This window comes from Rhizobium jaguaris (assembly GCF_003627755.1).
Taxonomy (GTDB): domain Bacteria; phylum Pseudomonadota; class Alphaproteobacteria; order Rhizobiales; family Rhizobiaceae; genus Rhizobium; species Rhizobium jaguaris.
In genome coordinates this window covers 2,800,597-2,815,540 of the sequence record NZ_CP032694.1, presented here as the reverse complement: position 1 = coordinate 2,815,540, position 14,944 = coordinate 2,800,597, and the positions used below count along the sequence as shown (strand labels likewise).

Annotated in this window: 15 protein-coding genes and 1 pseudogene; 6 read left to right on the top strand and 10 right to left on the bottom strand. The window is 59.7% G+C overall.

From position 1 onward, the window contains the following. Window positions 1-23: 23 nt before the first annotated feature. Window positions 24-926 (bottom strand): LysR family transcriptional regulator, encoded by a 903-nt coding sequence (locus tag CCGE525_RS13725; RefSeq protein ID WP_120704750.1) that lies wholly within the window; start codon window positions 924-926, stop codon window positions 24-26. Between the two features lie 91 nt (window positions 927-1,017). Here CCGE525_RS13725 and CCGE525_RS13720 point away from each other — a divergent pair, with 91 nt between their 5' ends. Next, entirely contained in the window at window positions 1,018-1,989 is a 972-nt protein-coding gene (locus CCGE525_RS13720; RefSeq protein WP_120704749.1) for an SDR family oxidoreductase, read from the top strand. Between the two features lie 9 nt (window positions 1,990-1,998). Here CCGE525_RS13720 and CCGE525_RS13715 read toward each other — a convergent pair whose 3' ends face one another. The 6 genes from CCGE525_RS13715 to trxB form a co-directional block, all read right to left on the bottom strand. Beyond that, entirely contained in the window at window positions 1,999-2,799 is an 801-nt protein-coding gene (locus CCGE525_RS13715) for an aminoglycoside phosphotransferase family protein (RefSeq protein WP_120704748.1), read from the bottom strand. 80 nt (window positions 2,800-2,879) lie between these two features. Beyond that, on the bottom strand, window positions 2,880-3,989 hold the full coding sequence (locus tag CCGE525_RS13710; RefSeq protein ID WP_120704747.1) for an alkene reductase: 1,110 nt from the start codon (window positions 3,987-3,989) through the stop codon (window positions 2,880-2,882). A 41-nt stretch (window positions 3,990-4,030) separates the two neighbouring features. After that, window positions 4,031-5,197: an MFS transporter gene (locus tag CCGE525_RS13705; protein WP_120704746.1), complete on the bottom strand. Its 1,167-nt coding sequence runs from the start codon at window positions 5,195-5,197 to the stop codon at window positions 4,031-4,033. A gap of 1 nt (window position 5,198) precedes the next feature. Continuing rightward, complete coding sequence (locus CCGE525_RS13700; RefSeq protein ID WP_120704745.1) at window positions 5,199-5,492, bottom strand: ArsR/SmtB family transcription factor; 294 nt, start codon at window positions 5,490-5,492, stop codon at window positions 5,199-5,201. Between the two features lie 566 nt (window positions 5,493-6,058). After that, complete coding sequence (locus tag CCGE525_RS13695; RefSeq protein WP_120704744.1) at window positions 6,059-6,955, bottom strand: LysR family transcriptional regulator VtlR; 897 nt, start codon at window positions 6,953-6,955, stop codon at window positions 6,059-6,061. A gap of 23 nt (window positions 6,956-6,978) precedes the next feature. Next, entirely contained in the window at window positions 6,979-7,953 is a 975-nt protein-coding gene (trxB, locus tag CCGE525_RS13690) for a thioredoxin-disulfide reductase (protein ID WP_120706402.1), read from the bottom strand. A 271-nt stretch (window positions 7,954-8,224) separates the two neighbouring features. On the opposite strand from trxB, the gene CCGE525_RS13685 reads away from it, so the two are divergent. From CCGE525_RS13685 to CCGE525_RS13675, 3 genes are read left to right on the top strand one after another with little or no spacing between them, the layout of a single operon-like run. After that, window positions 8,225-8,692, top strand: a complete 468-nt coding sequence (locus tag CCGE525_RS13685) for an Lrp/AsnC family transcriptional regulator (RefSeq protein ID WP_120704743.1) — start codon at window positions 8,225-8,227, stop codon at window positions 8,690-8,692. A gap of 4 nt (window positions 8,693-8,696) precedes the next feature. After that, entirely contained in the window at window positions 8,697-9,605 is a 909-nt protein-coding gene (locus tag CCGE525_RS13680; protein WP_120704742.1) for a glycosyl transferase, read from the top strand. Window positions 9,606-9,623: 18 nt separating this feature from the next. Then, window positions 9,624-10,532, top strand: coding sequence for a glycosyltransferase family 92 protein (locus CCGE525_RS13675; RefSeq protein ID WP_120704741.1), 909 nt, complete (start codon window positions 9,624-9,626; stop codon window positions 10,530-10,532). A gap of 76 nt (window positions 10,533-10,608) precedes the next feature. Here the strand turns inward: CCGE525_RS13675 and CCGE525_RS13670 are convergent, their stop codons facing one another. From CCGE525_RS13670 to CCGE525_RS13660, 3 genes are all read right to left on the bottom strand, one after another. Further along, window positions 10,609-11,688 carry a glycosyltransferase family 4 protein gene (locus CCGE525_RS13670; RefSeq protein ID WP_120704740.1) on the bottom strand — a complete coding sequence of 360 codons (1,080 nt, stop codon included), beginning with the start codon at window positions 11,686-11,688 and terminating at the stop codon, window positions 10,609-10,611. A gap of 6 nt (window positions 11,689-11,694) precedes the next feature. Then, a complete protein-coding gene (gene greA / locus CCGE525_RS13665; protein WP_120704739.1) occupies window positions 11,695-12,171 on the bottom strand; it encodes a transcription elongation factor GreA in 477 nt (158 codons plus the stop codon). 256 nt (window positions 12,172-12,427) lie between these two features. Next, window positions 12,428-13,852 carry an MFS transporter gene (locus CCGE525_RS13660; RefSeq protein ID WP_120704738.1) on the bottom strand — a complete coding sequence of 475 codons (1,425 nt, stop codon included), beginning with the start codon at window positions 13,850-13,852 and terminating at the stop codon, window positions 12,428-12,430. A gap of 149 nt (window positions 13,853-14,001) precedes the next feature. Here CCGE525_RS13660 and CCGE525_RS38955 point away from each other — a divergent pair. Both CCGE525_RS38955 and CCGE525_RS38950 read left to right on the top strand, forming a co-directional pair. Further along, window positions 14,002-14,565, top strand: a pseudogene (locus tag CCGE525_RS38955) (LysR family transcriptional regulator); the annotation flags it as partial. A gap of 74 nt (window positions 14,566-14,639) precedes the next feature. Then, window positions 14,640-14,942 (top strand): LysR substrate-binding domain-containing protein, encoded by a 303-nt coding sequence (locus tag CCGE525_RS38950; RefSeq protein WP_245472015.1) that lies wholly within the window; start codon window positions 14,640-14,642, stop codon window positions 14,940-14,942. The last annotated feature ends 2 nt before the right edge of the window (window positions 14,943-14,944 follow it).

The following is a 14,944-nucleotide window of genomic DNA, read 5'->3' as shown; positions in this document are numbered from 1 at the left end:
CGGATTGCGCATTGTCATGGTGTTTACCGCTCTACGCCACCTTTGACGTAGTCGAGTAATCCCGCCACCAGCGCATCAAAAGTCACGCGGCAACGCGGTGACGTCTTCAGGTTTTCATGCATGGCGACCCAGGTATCGAGCGACAATTCGATCTCGGGTAGCACCCGAACAAGATTCTCATCTCGTCTCGCAAGCGGCACTTGATAGAAGCCGATGCCGATGCCGGCGCGCAACGCGTTATGATGGACGATGCTGTGGTCTGATTTGAAAGCGAAGGAAATGTCGTCGAACATGGGATAGCGCTTCAACATGGTGCGGATGAAAGCAGTCTGCCGGTCGAAGCCAATCAGCTTGTGCCGGCGCAGTTCGCCAACGCTTTTGGGTTCACCATATCGTTCGAGATAGCTGCGATGCGCGAAGAAGCCCAAGGAGATGATGCCGATACGACGCGCGAGTAGGGCATCCTGGGCCGGGACTATCATGCGCACGGCAACGTCAGCTTCACGCTGCAACAGGTCTTCCACATTGTCCGATGCCGACAGTTCGATCGTCAGGTCGGGATGTGCCATCTGCAATTCGGCCAGGATTGGCGGCAGGACTTCAGTGCCGATCACCTCGCTGGCGCTAATGCGTACCGTGCCGTTGATGCTGTCGCGTGCACCAGAAGCCGCGCGGAGCAAGGCGGCGGTCGTGCTGGCCAGAGTTTCGGCATAGGGTTTGAGTGCAAGGGCCGCATCTGTCGGAAGCAGACCTTGTTGCGAGCGCGTGAAAAGTTCGCTGCCAACGGCTTCCTCTAGCGCGTCGATATGGCGGCCGATGGTCGGCTGGGTCAGGCCGAGATCCCGGGCGGCAGCCGAAAGCGAGCCGTGGTCAAGTACGGCGAGGAAGATGCGGTAGAAATCCCAGCTTGGTTCCGATGCTTTCATAAATTTTTGTATATCATATCCAGATTTTTCGGCAATTTCGTTTATCGCGATTGCGCGGCATAGTCATGCCATTAAATCGATGGAGATGACGATGACTGAGCAGATGAACAATGGAAAGACCGCTCTCGTCCTGGGTGCCACCGGCGGTATTGGCGGTGCCGTGGCCCGCACGCTCGCCGCCCGTGGCTGGCACATCCGGGCGCTGAACCGCAATGCGGCGGAAGCGGCGCGGCGCGAGCCTGGTTTCGACTGGGTGCAGGGCGATGCGATGCAAGCGAGCGATGTGTTGAAGGCGGCTGACGGAGCCGACGTGATCGTGCATGCCGTCAACCCGCCCGGCTACCGGAACTGGGCGCAACTCGTGCTGCCGATGCTGAACAGCACGATTGCAGCGGCAAAAGCGGTTGGTGCACGGATCGTCCTCCCCGGCACGGTTTATAATTTCGGCCCTGATGTCTTTCCTAACGTTACGGAGGACAGTCCGCAGAACCCGCGGACGCGCAAGGGTGCGATTCGCGTCGAGATGGAGAAGCGGCTGAAGGCCGCGGCGGAAAGCGGCACGTCCGTCATCATTGTGCGCGCCGGTGATTTCTTCGGCCAAGCCACCAACAGTTGGTTTTCGCAGGGCATCGTCAAGCCCGGCAAGCCGGTGACATCAGTGAGCAATCCGGGCCGCGCCGGCATCGGCCATCAATGGGCCTATCTGCCGGATGTTGCCGAAACGATGGCCCGCCTGATCGAGAAGGGTGACGCGCTTCCTGCCTTCGCTGTCTACCACATGCGCGGTCATTGGGATGGAGACGGTCGGCAGATGGTTGCTGCGATCGAACGTGTCGTCGGGCACAAGGTCAAGGTGAAGGCCTTTCCCTGGTGGATCCTGCCGCTCGCCGCACCCTTCGTAACGGTCATGAGAGAATTGCGGGAAATGCGCTATCTCTGGAAAGTGCCGTTGCAGATGCGGAACGACAAGCTGGTGGCAGTCCTTGGCGAAGAACCGCATACCCCCATCGAGGTGGCGGTGAAGGCAAGCCTTGTGGCAATCGGCTGCTTGCCGGCGCGCTGAGGCGCGGGGTCAGATCTGGAGTTCGGTGAGCGCGATCCTGGCGACGCTGAAATCCGACTCGGCATTTCTGGCATCGCCGTCGCTGAGGAACCAAGCGGCGGAAAGGCCGGCATAGGCGACGATCCACCGCAGCATCCGCTTCGGCTCCAGCTTCGCTTCGGCACAGACGATCGGCAATTGCCGCTGCAGACGGCCGGGGGCGGTGACGATGGGAAGTTCCGGGTTGCAGAAGGTATTGGCGAAATCGTAACTGCGTTCGCCGTAGACGCGCTTCGGGTCGATGGCGAGCCAGCCGCGGGGGCCGAAATCCATGATATTTTCGTGGTGGATGTCGCCGTGCAGCACTGTAGGGTCGCGTTGATCCTCGAGCAGGTGACGCGCAATATCGGCGCAGGTGGCGAGAAGACCGCCATGAGTACGTGCGGCCGGCTCAAGCTCGCGAAACCAGCGGTCAAGCGGAACCAGATCCGGCAACGGCGTTGCCCGCGGCGCATGAAGCTTTCCGGCCGTGCGACAGATGATCCGGCTTGCCTCGTCATCACCGCCTTCCATCGCCATCGTCAGCAGCGAGCCCGGTCCGGTCGCCCGTTCCAGGAGAGCGGCATCGCCGTCATGTTCGTAGACATGCGCGGCGCCGTCGCCGTCCCACCAGCGCAAGACCTGGCTGCCGAGTTTCTCGTCGATATCGAGCGCGACTTTCAGCATGGCGGGCAAGCCGCGCCAGATAACCGGCAGGAGATGGCTGGAACGAGTAATGATCGCTTCGCCATCCGGCGTCAGCGACCAGCGCTTCAGATAGTGCTCAAACATGCGTGCACTCTAGCGGCTATCCCCAAAAAGAAAATCCCGCCTTGCAGCGGGATTTTCCAACATGGCCGGAGCGGTGGGAGTTAAGCCACTTCGTCCAGAGTCGGGTAGTCGGCGTAGCCGTTTGCGCCACCGCCATAGAGCGTTGCCTGGTTGAGCGCTGCGAGCGGCGCGTTTTCCTTCAGCCGGCGAACGAGGTCCGGGTTGGAAATGAAGGGCTTGCCGAAGGCGACGACGTCGGCTTTGCCGCTTTCGACCGCTTCTATCGCCATCTCGCGATTGTAGCCGTTGTTGAGCATCCAAGCCGACGTGCCGCCCGCAACCTTGTAAGCAGTGTGCAGGGCATCATAGTCGAAGGGCAGGAAGTCACGCGCGCCGCTGGTCTGGCCTTCGACGACGTGAATATAGGCGAGGCCATACTTGGCCAGACCCTCGACGACATAGGTGAAAAGTGTCTGCGGATGGGGATCGCTGGAATCACCTGATGGCGTTACCGGCGAGATGCGGATCGCGGTGCGGCCGGCGCCGACTTCCTTGGCGACAGCGTCAACCACTTCGAAGAGGAAGCGGGCGCGGTTTTCGATCGAGCCGCCATACTGGTCGGTGCGGTCGTTGACGTCGGCGCGCAGGAATTGGTCGATGAGGTAGCCGTTGGCCCCATGAATTTCGACGCCATCAAAACCGGCTTCGATCGCGGCGCGGGCGGCCTTGCGGTAATCTTCAATGATGCCTGGAATTTCCGAGGCCTCGAGAGCGCGTGGCTCGGAGACATCGGTAAAGCCGCCGCTGCCGTCGCCGTTAACCAGGTAAGTCTTGGCGTTGGCGCGCTTGGAGGTGGAGGAGACAGGCTTGCCGCCGTTCGGCTGCAGCGTGGTGTGGGAGATACGGCCGACATGCCACATCTGCACGACGATCTTGCCGCCCTTGGCATGCACGGCATCAGTCACTTTCTTCCAGCCGTCGAGGGCTTCCTTGGTGTAGAGACCGGGTACGTCGGCATAGCCCTGGCCCTGATGGGTGATGGCCGTCGCTTCGGTGATGATCAGGCCCGCCGTGGCGCGCTGGGCGTAGTATTTGACGTTCAGGTCGTTCGGAACGGCATTCGGAGAGCGATTGCGCGTCAGCGGCGCCATGACGATGCGGTTGGCGAGGGAGATATCGCCAAGTTTCGTCGGTTCGAAGAGTTTGGTCATGGAAGGTCCTTTCTTGCTATGCGGGAGGATGAGGAGGGGTCTTAGGAGGAGGCGAGCGCGGCGCCCTTCGCTCTGGCAGTCGCGAAGGTCAACACCACGGTGATAAAGCCGAGGATCGCCATGACGGAGCCGGCAAGCGGCACATGTGATAGCGAGAAGCCGGCGTCGATGACCGCACCACCGACCCAGGCGCCGAGCGCATTGCCGGTATTGAAGGCGCCGATGTTGATCGTCGACACCAGGTTCGGCGCATCCTTGCCGAAACTGACGACATTGATCTGTAGCGCCGGTACGGCGGCGAAGCTTGCCGCAGCCCAGAGGAAGAGGGTGATCTCGGCGGGAATGAAGGAGTGACTGGTGATGCTGAAGATGGCGGAGGTCAGCGCGATTGCCGCGAAGACGCCGGCAAGCGTGGCGCCGAGACGCCAGTCCGCCAGTTTGCCGCCGATAAGATTGCCGATGGTCAGGCCGACACCGATCAGCAACAGCGTCAACGTTACCCACTGCGGCGAAACGCCGGTGATGTCGCGCAGCAGCGGCGCAATATAGGTGAACAGTGCGAACATCGCCGCGGAGAAGAACACCGTTGTCAACAGCGACAGCCACAGACCGACGCCGCGCAGCGCCGAGATCTCGCGCCCAAGATTGCCGTGGCGGACTTCCTCGCCTTTGGGCAGGACAAGCATCAAGCCGGCAAGCGAAGCGACGCCGAGCAGGGTGACTATCCAGAAGGGTGCGCGCCAGCCGAAGGCCTGGCCGAATGCGGTGCCGAGCGGCACGCCGAGCACATTGGCAAGCGTCAGACCAGTGAACATCAACGCGACGGCGCGAGCCTTCCGGTCTTCCGCGACGAGGCTTGCGGCAACGACCGAGCCGATGCCGAAGAAGGCGCCATGGCAAAGCGCGGTGACGATGCGAGCGATCATCAAGACCCAATAGCCGGGTGCGATCGCGCAGAGAAGATTGCCGAGGATGAAGAAACCCATCAGCATGATCAATGCCGAACGGCGGCGGAGATGCGCCGTGGAAACAGCCATGATCGGCGCACCAATCGCCACCGCCAACGCATAACCGGTGACCAGCCAGCCGGCTTGGGGAATGGTGACGGACAGATCGGTGGAGACTTCGGGCAGCAGGCCCATGATGACGAATTCAGTCGTTCCGATGGCAAAGGAGCTCAGTGCCAGGACGAGGAGCGCAAGCGGCATGTCAAAGTTCCTTTTGCAGGGTTGCGAGGAATTCAGCGATGGTTTCCTCATTGCGCTTATAGAAAATCCACTGGCCGAGACGTCTGGTGGTCACCAGGCCGGCGCGATGTAAGGTGCCGAGATGGGCGGAGACGGTGGATTGCGACAGGCCGCAACGCTCGAACTGACTTGCACAGACGCCCAGCTCCAATGGATGTTCCTGGGTCGGAAAATGTATTTGCGGATCTTTGAGCTGGTTGAGGATTTCGAGCCTGGCCGGATGGGCCAATGCCTTCAGTATCTCAGTTTTGTCCATGGCGTTCACCAGGTGAATATCGAAAAGAGACGATTTATGTATCGTCGATTTTCGATATATCAAGGTGCGCCGCAGCAAATTATTTTATGCAAGGCACTTTGATGCCGTGCTCAGAAATTGGGCAAAAAAAGAGGGCCACCGGAATAAACCAGGGCCCTATAGGTGTGAAGGTTAAAAACCTCCAGAGGGGAACAGCTGCTGCGGTGGAACTGGGAGGAAAAGCCACCATGTGCATCAGCTGTGTGCTGTATGATGCTAATTTGTGCAGTGCGCAATGCTTTTTTGTGCATGGCAGTTATGCATTTGCTACGTCCGGCGCAAAAAGGCAAAAAAAAGGGCCGCCGGTAACAACCAGGGCCCTATAGGTATGAAGGTTAAAAACCTCCAGAGGGGAACAGCCAATGCGGTGGAACTGGGAGGAAAAGCCACCATGTGCATCAGCTAATTGCGATATGGTAGTTAATTGGGCACGCTTCAACTCTCATTTGTGCATATCAGCCATGCATCATACGCGTGGCAGATGTATCGCCGCGAAAAAAGACTGGTTTCCCAGAGTCTTAGCTAACTTAAAAGTTCCAATTTCGTGCCTTCGAAACGATAAAATCCCGGAAAACCTTGAGTTTGGCGGCATTTTTCATTTCGTCGGGATAGCAGAAATAGGTGTCAAAGGACGGCACGTCGGCATTGATCGCGAGCTGAATGAGTCCAGGGTCGCGGCCGACAATGTAGTCCGGCAGCACCGCTATGCCGATGCCGAGCAGGCAGGCGCGCTTGATCGAGGTCTGGCTGTTGATCTGCAGATGCGGAGCGCGCTTGTTATCGGACGAGCGGCCGGCGATCTCCAGCCAGTTGACGTCGAGCAGATAGTTCGGCGCCGGTTCGCCGAAGCTGATGATGCGGTGATTGTCCAGATCCTCCACCGATTGCGGCTCGCCGTGGCGGTTGATGTAGGAGGGAGCAGCGTAGACATGCATATGCACGGTGAAGAGCTTGCGCTGGATCAAATCCGACTGCTGCGGCTGGCGCAGACGGATGGCGCAGTCGGCATGGCGCATGTTCACGTCCAACTCCTCATTGTCGAGGATGAGCTGGATCGACATGTCGGGATAAAGCTGCAGGAATTCCTGGATCTTGTCGGTCAGCCAGCCCTGGCCGAGGCCGACCGTTGTCGTCACGCGCAGCTTGCCGCTTGGCTTGTCAGTCGTCTCAGTCAATTGCATCTTGACCGTTTCGAGCTTCAAGAGCACGTCATGCGCGGTGCGGTAAAGCAGTTCGCCCTGTTCAGTCAGGATCAGGCCGCGGGCATGGCGATGAAACAGCTTGATACCGACATCCTGCTCGAGTGCGCTAACCTGTCGGCTGATGGCGGATTGGGACAAATGCAGTTTGTCGGCCGCGTGTGTGAACGAACCCGCTTCGGCAGCCGCGTGAAAGATACGCAGCTTGTCCCAGTCCAATGGCATGCCGTTTCCCCTCATCGGCTGCATCACTCCGCAGCCACGGCGACGGGCATATGCCCAGTCAGGTAGCGTTCCGCCTCAAGCGCCGCCATGCAGCCCATCCCCGCTGCGGTGACCGCCTGTCGGAACGTATCATCGGTCACGTCGCCGGCTGCATAAATGCCCGCGACACTGGTCGCCGTCGAATCCGGTGCGGTCCACAAATAGCCATTGTCCTTGAGTTTCAGCTTGCCCTTGAAAAGCTCGGTCGCCGGTGCGTGGCCGATGGCGACGAAAACGCCGTCGATGGTCACGTCGGTGACAACGCCCATGCGGGTGTCGCGCAGGCGTGCGCCGGAAACCGACGGCGGCATCGGCGGCTTGGCCGGCGTGCCGGTAATTTCGGCGACTTCCGTGTTCCAGAGGACCTTAACGTTCGGCTTTGCGAACAGGCGCTCCTGCAGGATTTTTTCGGCGCGGAACGAATCGCGGCGATGCACGACGGTGACCGACTTGGCGATGTTGGAAAGATAGAGCGCTTCCTCGACAGCACTGTTGCCACCGCCGACTACGATCACATCCTTGTTGCGATAGAAGAAGCCGTCGCAGGTAGCACAGGCAGAAACGCCAAAGCCCTGGAAATGCTGTTCGCTCTCGATGCCCAGCCACTTTGCCTTGGCGCCGGTCGCGATGATCAGCGTGTCGGCGGTCCAGACCTGGCCGCTGTCGGTACGCGCGACAAAGGGGCGCTGATTGGTGTCGACTTCGGTCACGAGATCGTTGACGATCTCGGCGCCAACATGTTGTGCCTGCTGCAGCATCTGCTCCATCAGCCACGGCCCCTGGATCGGATCAGCGAAGCCCGGATAGTTTTCGACATCCGTGGTGATCATAAGCTGGCCACCCTGTTCAAGGCCGGCGATCAGAACCGGCTTCAGCATGGCGCGCGCCGCATAGACCGCGGCCGTATAGCCGGCGGGGCCGGAGCCGATAATGAGCACCTTGGTGTGGCGGGCAGTCATAATAAGTCCTTTCAATCTCAGCGTTTCGCAAGCGTCGGCTTCAAAATGGGCAAAGCAGGCGATTTCACGATCCGCCGACCCATTTATGATTGCCTTATGCATTTATTCAAGGGCAGCCTTGCATTACTAACAGGGCAAATCTGCTTTGTGTAAGATTCGGTTACGCGAGGGAAACTTTCTTGCGTATTTCCCCGCTTTATATAGAAGCTGCCGTAGGGGATTTAAAGAAAGTATAGAAGCTGCCGGTGGGAATTAAGGAAAGGCAATAAAAGTGCTGCGGGCTGAACTCGACGCCATCGATATCAAGATCTTGCGGGAACTGCAGCGCGACGGTCGCATGACCAATGTCGAGCTTGCCGACCGTGTCGGCATCTCAGCGCCGCCCTGTCTCCGCAGGGTGCGCAAGCTGGAAGAGGCGGGTGTCATCGAGGGTTATCATGCCATGCTCAACAGTCCGAAGCTCGGCTTCGATCTCGTTGCATTCTGCATGGTCGGCCTTAAGCATCAATCGGAAGCAAACCTGAAGGCTTTTGCCAATGCGACGGCGGAATGGCCGCTCGTGCGCCAGGCATGGATGGTGTCCGGCGACAGCGATTTCCTGCTGCATTGTGTTGCGGAAAACCTCACCCGGTTTCAGGATTTCGTCATCGAAGTGCTGACAGCGAATGAGCATGTCGATACGGTGCGCACCATGCTGACCATCCGACAAGTGAAGAAACTCGGCCTAGTGGAGCTCTGAGACGATGGCTGACCGCCCCTGGCACCGATCGCTGATCAAGACCGGCGTACGCCTGCTGCTCGGCGGTTCGCGCGGCCATGTGCAGGACGGGTTTCCAGGACTCAATATCGTCCGGAGGAACGGCGCAGGGGAGGTATTTTATCGCCGCACGAAGATTGCCGACCTTTCCTCCGCAGACCGTTTACGCGAACGGTCCAGTGGAATCATCCATGTCGTCGGTTCCGGCCCCTCGATCCGGGACTGCGATCTGGCCGAACTGGAGAAAGGCAGCGCCATTCTGTTGAATGGCGCCATTGGATTGATCGGCGAGCAGATCGCGACGCCGCTTGCCATCGCCGTGGAGGACGAGCGTTTCGTCTGGCGGCATTCGGAAATGATGCTGCGTGAGATCAGGTCCGGCACGATCTGCCTGTTTTCCGTCGCCGTGCTGAGGGCGATTTCGGAGCTCGACAGCCGCTGGCTGGCGGACAAGACGGTTATTCTGATCGACGACATCCGCAAGCCATATGGCGCACGTCGTCGTTCCATCGATGACATGAAGCGGCTCGATTTCGTGCGGCTCAATACAACCGGCTCCGCCGGCTTTTCCTTTGCACCGGATCGCGGCGTTTTCCAAGGCGGCTCTGTTGCGGTGTCAGCACTGCAGTTCGCGCTTTATTGCTCGCCCAAAACGATTGGCTTCCTCGGCATCGACATTTCCAATGCCCGTGAGCCGCGCTTTTATGAAACCAGCGATGAAACCGCCTTTTCGGGCATCGCCCGCGCCGAAGATCGCATCCTCGAACATTTTGTTTTGGCAAAGAAAATCGGGTCGGAACGAGGCGTGACATTTGTCAACTATTCGCCGGTTTCGGCGCTATTGAAATATGGATTTGGTTATGATGCGCGGTTTGCCGCGGTATCGACGGTCTGAGTTGCAGGGAACGGACACATGGGGTGGCTGAAGCCCAAGATATCGGACGCGAAGCAGCTTACAATCGATCCGCCGAAGCCGCAGGAGGGTCGGCACGGCATCGCGATTGCCGTTTGTGTCAAGGACGAGGCGCGCTACATTGAGGAATGGGTGCGCTTCCACCAGGCTGTCGGTATTCGTCACTTCTATATTTATGATAATGGCTCCACGGATGAAACCCTCACCATTCTGCGCGGTCTCCTCGATCCCGACACGCTAACAATCATCCCTTGGACCGGACGCATGACCGACGCAACCACAGGCGCGCCGTTGAACGGTCAGGTCATCGTCTTTGCCCACGCGATACTTAATTTCGGCGGCGCATACCGCTGGATGGCATTCATCGACGTCGACGAATTCCTGCTGCCGAAAGAGGGGCGCACGGTGGAGCAGGCGCTCGAAGCTGTGGGCGACTTTCCGAATGTTTCGCTGCCATGGCACATGTTTGCGACCAGCGGCCATGAAACGCCGCCTGGTGGTCCGCTGGCTTTGAACTACACGATGCGTGGCGCCGATCCGATGACCCGCAAGGAAAATGTCAGCAATTTCAAGTGTATCGTCGATCCCTGCGAGGTGATCGAAGTCAGCGTGCATCAGTTCAAGACACGCGCATACGGCGATCTGACGGCGAACGATGCCGGAAAGCGGTTCGCGCGCCGCGCACGGAAATCGCCGGATTTCTATTCGAACGGGTTCCTGCAGCTCAATCACTATTACACCAAATCCCGCGAAGAGCTGATGGCGAAGCTGGCCCGCGGATGGTCCTACGATGCCTCGCCGACCAAGTACCGGGACAAGGTTTTATCGATCGTCAAAAGTATCGAGGAAGATCTGGTCGAGGATCGGGCGATGATCGATTTCATCGAGCGCAACCGTATCGACCTCTAGCCCTTTGTTTTTACGCAATTCCGGACGGAAAACCGCTTCGCACTTTTCCTGGAATTGCTCCAGTAAGCCCGCGTGTTCAGCGGGCGGCGCCGAGCAATTGCCGATAGATGTCGCCGATCGCAGTCGCTTCCTTTTCGAGCGCGAATTCGCTGCGCACGTGACGCACCGCGTTTTCACCCTGTTGAAGTGCCTGTTCGGGATTGGCTAGATACCAGGCGATGGCCTTGGTCAACGCCTCCCCATCGCCAGCGGGTACGACTGCACCGGTTTCCCCAGGCACGATCAGTTCGGCATAGGCGCCCGCATCGGAGGCGACGACGACGGTGCGCGAGGCCATGGCCTCCAGAGGCGTCAGGCCGAAACCTTCGTTGCGGGAAGGGGCGACATAGAGTGTCGCGCGGCGATACCAAGGTCTGATATCGTCGACTTCACCGAGAAAGCGGATGCGATCACTGAGGCCGGCTGCGGCCACCATCTTCACCAGCTCGTCGCCGAAACCGCGATGTTCGGCAGTTACCCGACCGCAGATGACGGCGGTCCAGTCTGGGTAGCGTGGCAGGAGCTCTATCATCGCCTTGACGAAGAGATCCGTCCCCTTTTGATGACGAACGCGACCGAAGCAGCCGATCAGATAAGTGCCGGGCAGGCCGGTGGAGGTCATGCGGTCGCCGGGCACTTCCGGCGGATGAAACATGTTCAGGTCGATGCCGTGTTGGATGACGGTGTGCGGCACTTGCAGGAAGCTGCCGGAGCGGGTGCTCGTGGCGATCACGGCGTCCATGCGGCGAATCAGCCAACGCGTATAGGCAGTGTGGCGACGCTGGGCGGCCGAGGTGAAGACCAGTTTCAGCGGCATGCGCAGCACGGAGCGCAGCAACAGGCCGACCAGCATCTCGTTATTGCGGCGGGCATGCCAGACACGGACACGGTGGCGGCGCGGCTTTGTCCAGAGGCCAGGAAGCCGTGCCCAGCCGAGCTTGGGCAGATCTTCCGGCAAGCCTGGACCGAGCGTGGCGATATGGCAGCCGAGTTCGATCTGCTTCGGGATCAACTGCACGATCGTCGACGTAACGCCGGACAGCCGGCGTTTGAAGTTCGTCGCAATGACCTCGATCTCGCTGAGATCGCTTGCGTGCGATGCGTCGCGATCGCGCACGGGCGATCAGCCCCAGGTGACGGAGAGGATTTCGTAGGCCTTGGCGCCGCCGGGGGCGTTGACCTCGATGGAATCGCCGACTTCCTTGCCGATCAGAGCGCGGGCGATCGGCGAGGAGATGGAAATGCGGCCGGCCTTCACGTCGGCTTCCTGGTCGCCGACGATCTGATAGATCTTCTCTTCTTCGGTGTCTTCGTCGACGAGTTTCACCTTGGCGCCGAATTTGATCTTCGAGCCCGACATCTTGGCGAGATCGATGACCTCGGCGCGCGCTGTCAGGTCTTCGAGTTCGCTGATGCGGCCTTCGTTGTGGCTTTGGGCTTCCTTGGCGGCATGGTACTCGGCGTTTTCGGAAAGATCGCCATGGGCGCGCGCTTCCGAAATTGCTTCGATGATTCGCGGGCGCTCTTCCTGCTGACGCCAGCGCAGCTCTTCCTGCAGCTTGACGAACCCGTTCTGCGTCATCGGTACCTTTTCAACCATTTTTCTTGTCCTTCACTCCCTGCGTTGCTCTGTCGCAGACACAAAAGAAAACAGGTCCCGAAGCGGTACTTCGGAACCATACAGAGCCATTATTCTGTCATCTATAGCAGATTGCGACAGACGATTTCCAGAAAATTCGGTGACTTATGGCGAGGCCGGTCCGGGCCGATACTCGCTGAAGCCTGATTTTATGCACACATCCGCCGGCGGGTTGGAGCGCTTGCCAATCACTGAGCGGGGCAGAGGCATGTCTTCGCTAATGCTCCGTCATCCCGCTCGTTGGCGGGGTCTCCGCATGACGGAGTGTCGGCATGATCAAGATGACGCAAGCTGCAGCAATAATCAGGCCAACGGCGGAGATGATGCTCGCGACATGCATCTCGGCGACGAATTCGCTGCCGGCTGCGGTGCCGATGATGGCGCTGAACAGGGCGACGCCAATCGCGCCGCCGACCTGTCTTGAGGCATTTACGACGCCTGAAGCGACGCCGACGGATTGCGGATCGGCATAGGCCAGTGTCGCCGCCATAACCGAGGGGATGGCGAGGGCGATGCCTGCTCCGGCGATCATAAAGGTGGGAGCGACCAGGAAGAGACTGGCATCGGCGCCGATGAAACACATGGCGGCGTAGTCGACCGTCGCCAACAGCAGGCCGATCATCATGGTCGGCCGGATGCCGAAATGCGCGGCCAGCCGGCCGGCCACGACATTGACGATCATGATCACGGCACTCATCGGCACAAAGGCGCCGCCAGTCGCAAAGGCGGATTTACCCTGCACGGTTTGGAAGAACAGGCTGAAGACGAAGATCATTCCATAGAAGACGAAGTTCAGGATAAAGCCTGCGACCGTCGCGACCGTGAAGCCGGTGTTGCGGAACAGGCCGAGCGGGACCGTGGGTTGGCGGATGCTGCTCTCGATATAAAGGAAGGCGGCGGCAAACAGGGCGGCTACGATCAAGCCGCCGGCGATCCAGGCGCCGCTGCCGGCGACGTCGGCATACGACACCGCGGCTGTCAGGCACGCAAGCGCGGCAGCTGCGGTGAATTGTCCGGCGAGGTCAAAATCGCGCTTTACTCTCGCGAGCAGCGTCGGGCCGTGACGAAGCGTCAACCAGATGCCGATGATGCCGATCGGCACGTTCATGAGGAAAATCGTTCGCCAGCCGACGAGGCTGATCAAGGCGCCGCCGACCAGCGGACCCGCAGCGATGGCGAGGCTTCCCGAGCCAGCCCAGAGACCAACGGCCTTGGCGCGTTCCCGGCTTTCAGGAAAGGCGCGTTGGAGCAATGCCATGGCGGAAGGAACCAACAATGCCGCTCCCAATCCCTGCGCCACGCGCGCCAGCGTCAGGGTCAGGAAATTGGGGGCAGCGCCGCAGACGAGCGAAGCAGCAAGGAAAATGCCGAAACCCCAGAGGAAGGTGGGGCGGGCGCCGATGCGGTCGCTGAGCGCGCCGGCGCTGAGGAGGAAAGTGGCATAGGAAAGCGTGTAGGCGTTCAGCACCCACTGCAACTCTTCAAGCGGCACGCGAAAAGAGGACTGCAGCGATTCGACGGCGACGTTGACCACCGAGACGTCGAGCGAAACCAGCATGATGCCGGTCATGGAGGCAAAAAGCACCATGAACGGCCGTGCCTCATTGGAGGCTTGCGCCTCCATCATTTCTATATCGGACATTTGACGATGACCTGTTTTTCAGGAGAGAGGCGAACGCGTGGGAGGGCATTCGCACGAAATAAGGGACTCTCTAAACCGATATCGCCCTGCGGACTATCTGCTATAAACTAAAAACACTCTTTAGAGATTGCGGCATAATCGGAGTTCAAATGCGCGGCAGCGAATATGCCGACCTCAGGGCCTTCATCACCATCGTGGAGCTCGGTACCTTCGCCCGCGCCGCGGCCCAGCTCCGCATTTCCCCCTCGATGCTCAGCCAGCGGATTCGGGAGCTGGAAGAGCGTTTCGGCGTGCGGCTTCTCAATCGCACGACACGCAGCGTGTCGTCGACCGATGCCGGAAGGCGGTTGATCGAACGCATTCGCCCGGCAATGGCGGAGATGGACGCGGCGGTCGAGGAGCTCGGGAGCCTTAGCAGTACGCCACGCGGCACCGTGCGTCTACATGTGCCGCGACTCGCCGCCACAACCCTCATCGAGCCGGTGCTTGGCCGCTTCCACCAGGCCTATCCGGAGATCACGCTCGATCTCGCCATCGACGACACCGTCACCAATATCGTCGAGGCGGGCTTCGACGTCGGCATCCGCCTTGGCGAGCTCCTTGAAAACGACATGATCGCCGTGCCGCTCGGACCGCATCTACGGCAGATTGCGGTGGCTTCGCCGGAATATATAGCCCAGCATGGTTGCCCCGAGACACCGGCAGATCTCCTGCAGCATCGCTGTATCAATTGGCGGCAATCGGGAAGCAGAGGCATCTACAGTTGGGATTTTCAGCTCAACGGCCAATGGTTCACTGTCGCGGTCAACGGCCGCTCGTGGTTTCGGATCGCGCCTTTGCTGTATCGGCAGCGCTCCAGGGTGTCGGTATCGCCTATTGGGCGGAGCAGCTCATGCGGCCTTTTATTGAAGCCGGCTGGCTCGTTCCCCTGCTGGAGGACTATTCGCCATCCTTTCCAGGATGGCACCTCTATTATTCCCGTCAGCGCCACATGCCGCCTGCGGTCCACGTGCTGGTGGATTTTCTGAAGCGGGAGGCGCCCGCCATTACAAGCGATGACGAAGCCGCTATTTGGGCTCCGTCATCGTGAAC

Bases quoted from the DNA above. Each gene is read 5' to 3' on its own strand.
- CCGE525_RS13725 (WP_120704750.1), bottom strand. From the start codon at position 926: ATGAAAGCATCGGAACCAAGCTGGGATTTCTACCGCATCTTCCTCGCC.
- CCGE525_RS13720 (WP_120704749.1), top strand. From the start codon at position 1,018: ATGACTGAGCAGATGAACAATGGAAAGACCGCTCTCGTCCTGGGTGCC.
- CCGE525_RS13715 (WP_120704748.1), bottom strand. From the start codon at position 2,799: ATGTTTGAGCACTATCTGAAGCGCTGGTCGCTGACGCCGGATGGCGAA.
- CCGE525_RS13710 (WP_120704747.1), bottom strand. From the start codon at position 3,989: ATGACCAAACTCTTCGAACCGACGAAACTTGGCGATATCTCCCTCGCC.
- CCGE525_RS13705 (WP_120704746.1), bottom strand. From the start codon at position 5,197: ATGCCGCTTGCGCTCCTCGTCCTGGCACTGAGCTCCTTTGCCATCGGA.
- CCGE525_RS13700 (WP_120704745.1), bottom strand. From the start codon at position 5,492: ATGGACAAAACTGAGATACTGAAGGCATTGGCCCATCCGGCCAGGCTC.
- CCGE525_RS13695 (WP_120704744.1), bottom strand. From the start codon at position 6,955: ATGCCATTGGACTGGGACAAGCTGCGTATCTTTCACGCGGCTGCCGAA.
- trxB (WP_120706402.1), bottom strand. From the start codon at position 7,953: ATGACTGCCCGCCACACCAAGGTGCTCATTATCGGCTCCGGCCCCGCC.
- CCGE525_RS13680 (WP_120704742.1), top strand. From the start codon at position 8,697: ATGGCTGACCGCCCCTGGCACCGATCGCTGATCAAGACCGGCGTACGC.
- CCGE525_RS13675 (WP_120704741.1), top strand. From the start codon at position 9,624: ATGGGGTGGCTGAAGCCCAAGATATCGGACGCGAAGCAGCTTACAATC.
- greA (WP_120704739.1), bottom strand. From the start codon at position 12,171: ATGGTTGAAAAGGTACCGATGACGCAGAACGGGTTCGTCAAGCTGCAG.
- CCGE525_RS13660 (WP_120704738.1), bottom strand. From the start codon at position 13,852: ATGTCCGATATAGAAATGATGGAGGCGCAAGCCTCCAATGAGGCACGG.
- CCGE525_RS38950 (WP_245472015.1), top strand. From the start codon at position 14,640: ATGGTTCACTGTCGCGGTCAACGGCCGCTCGTGGTTTCGGATCGCGCC.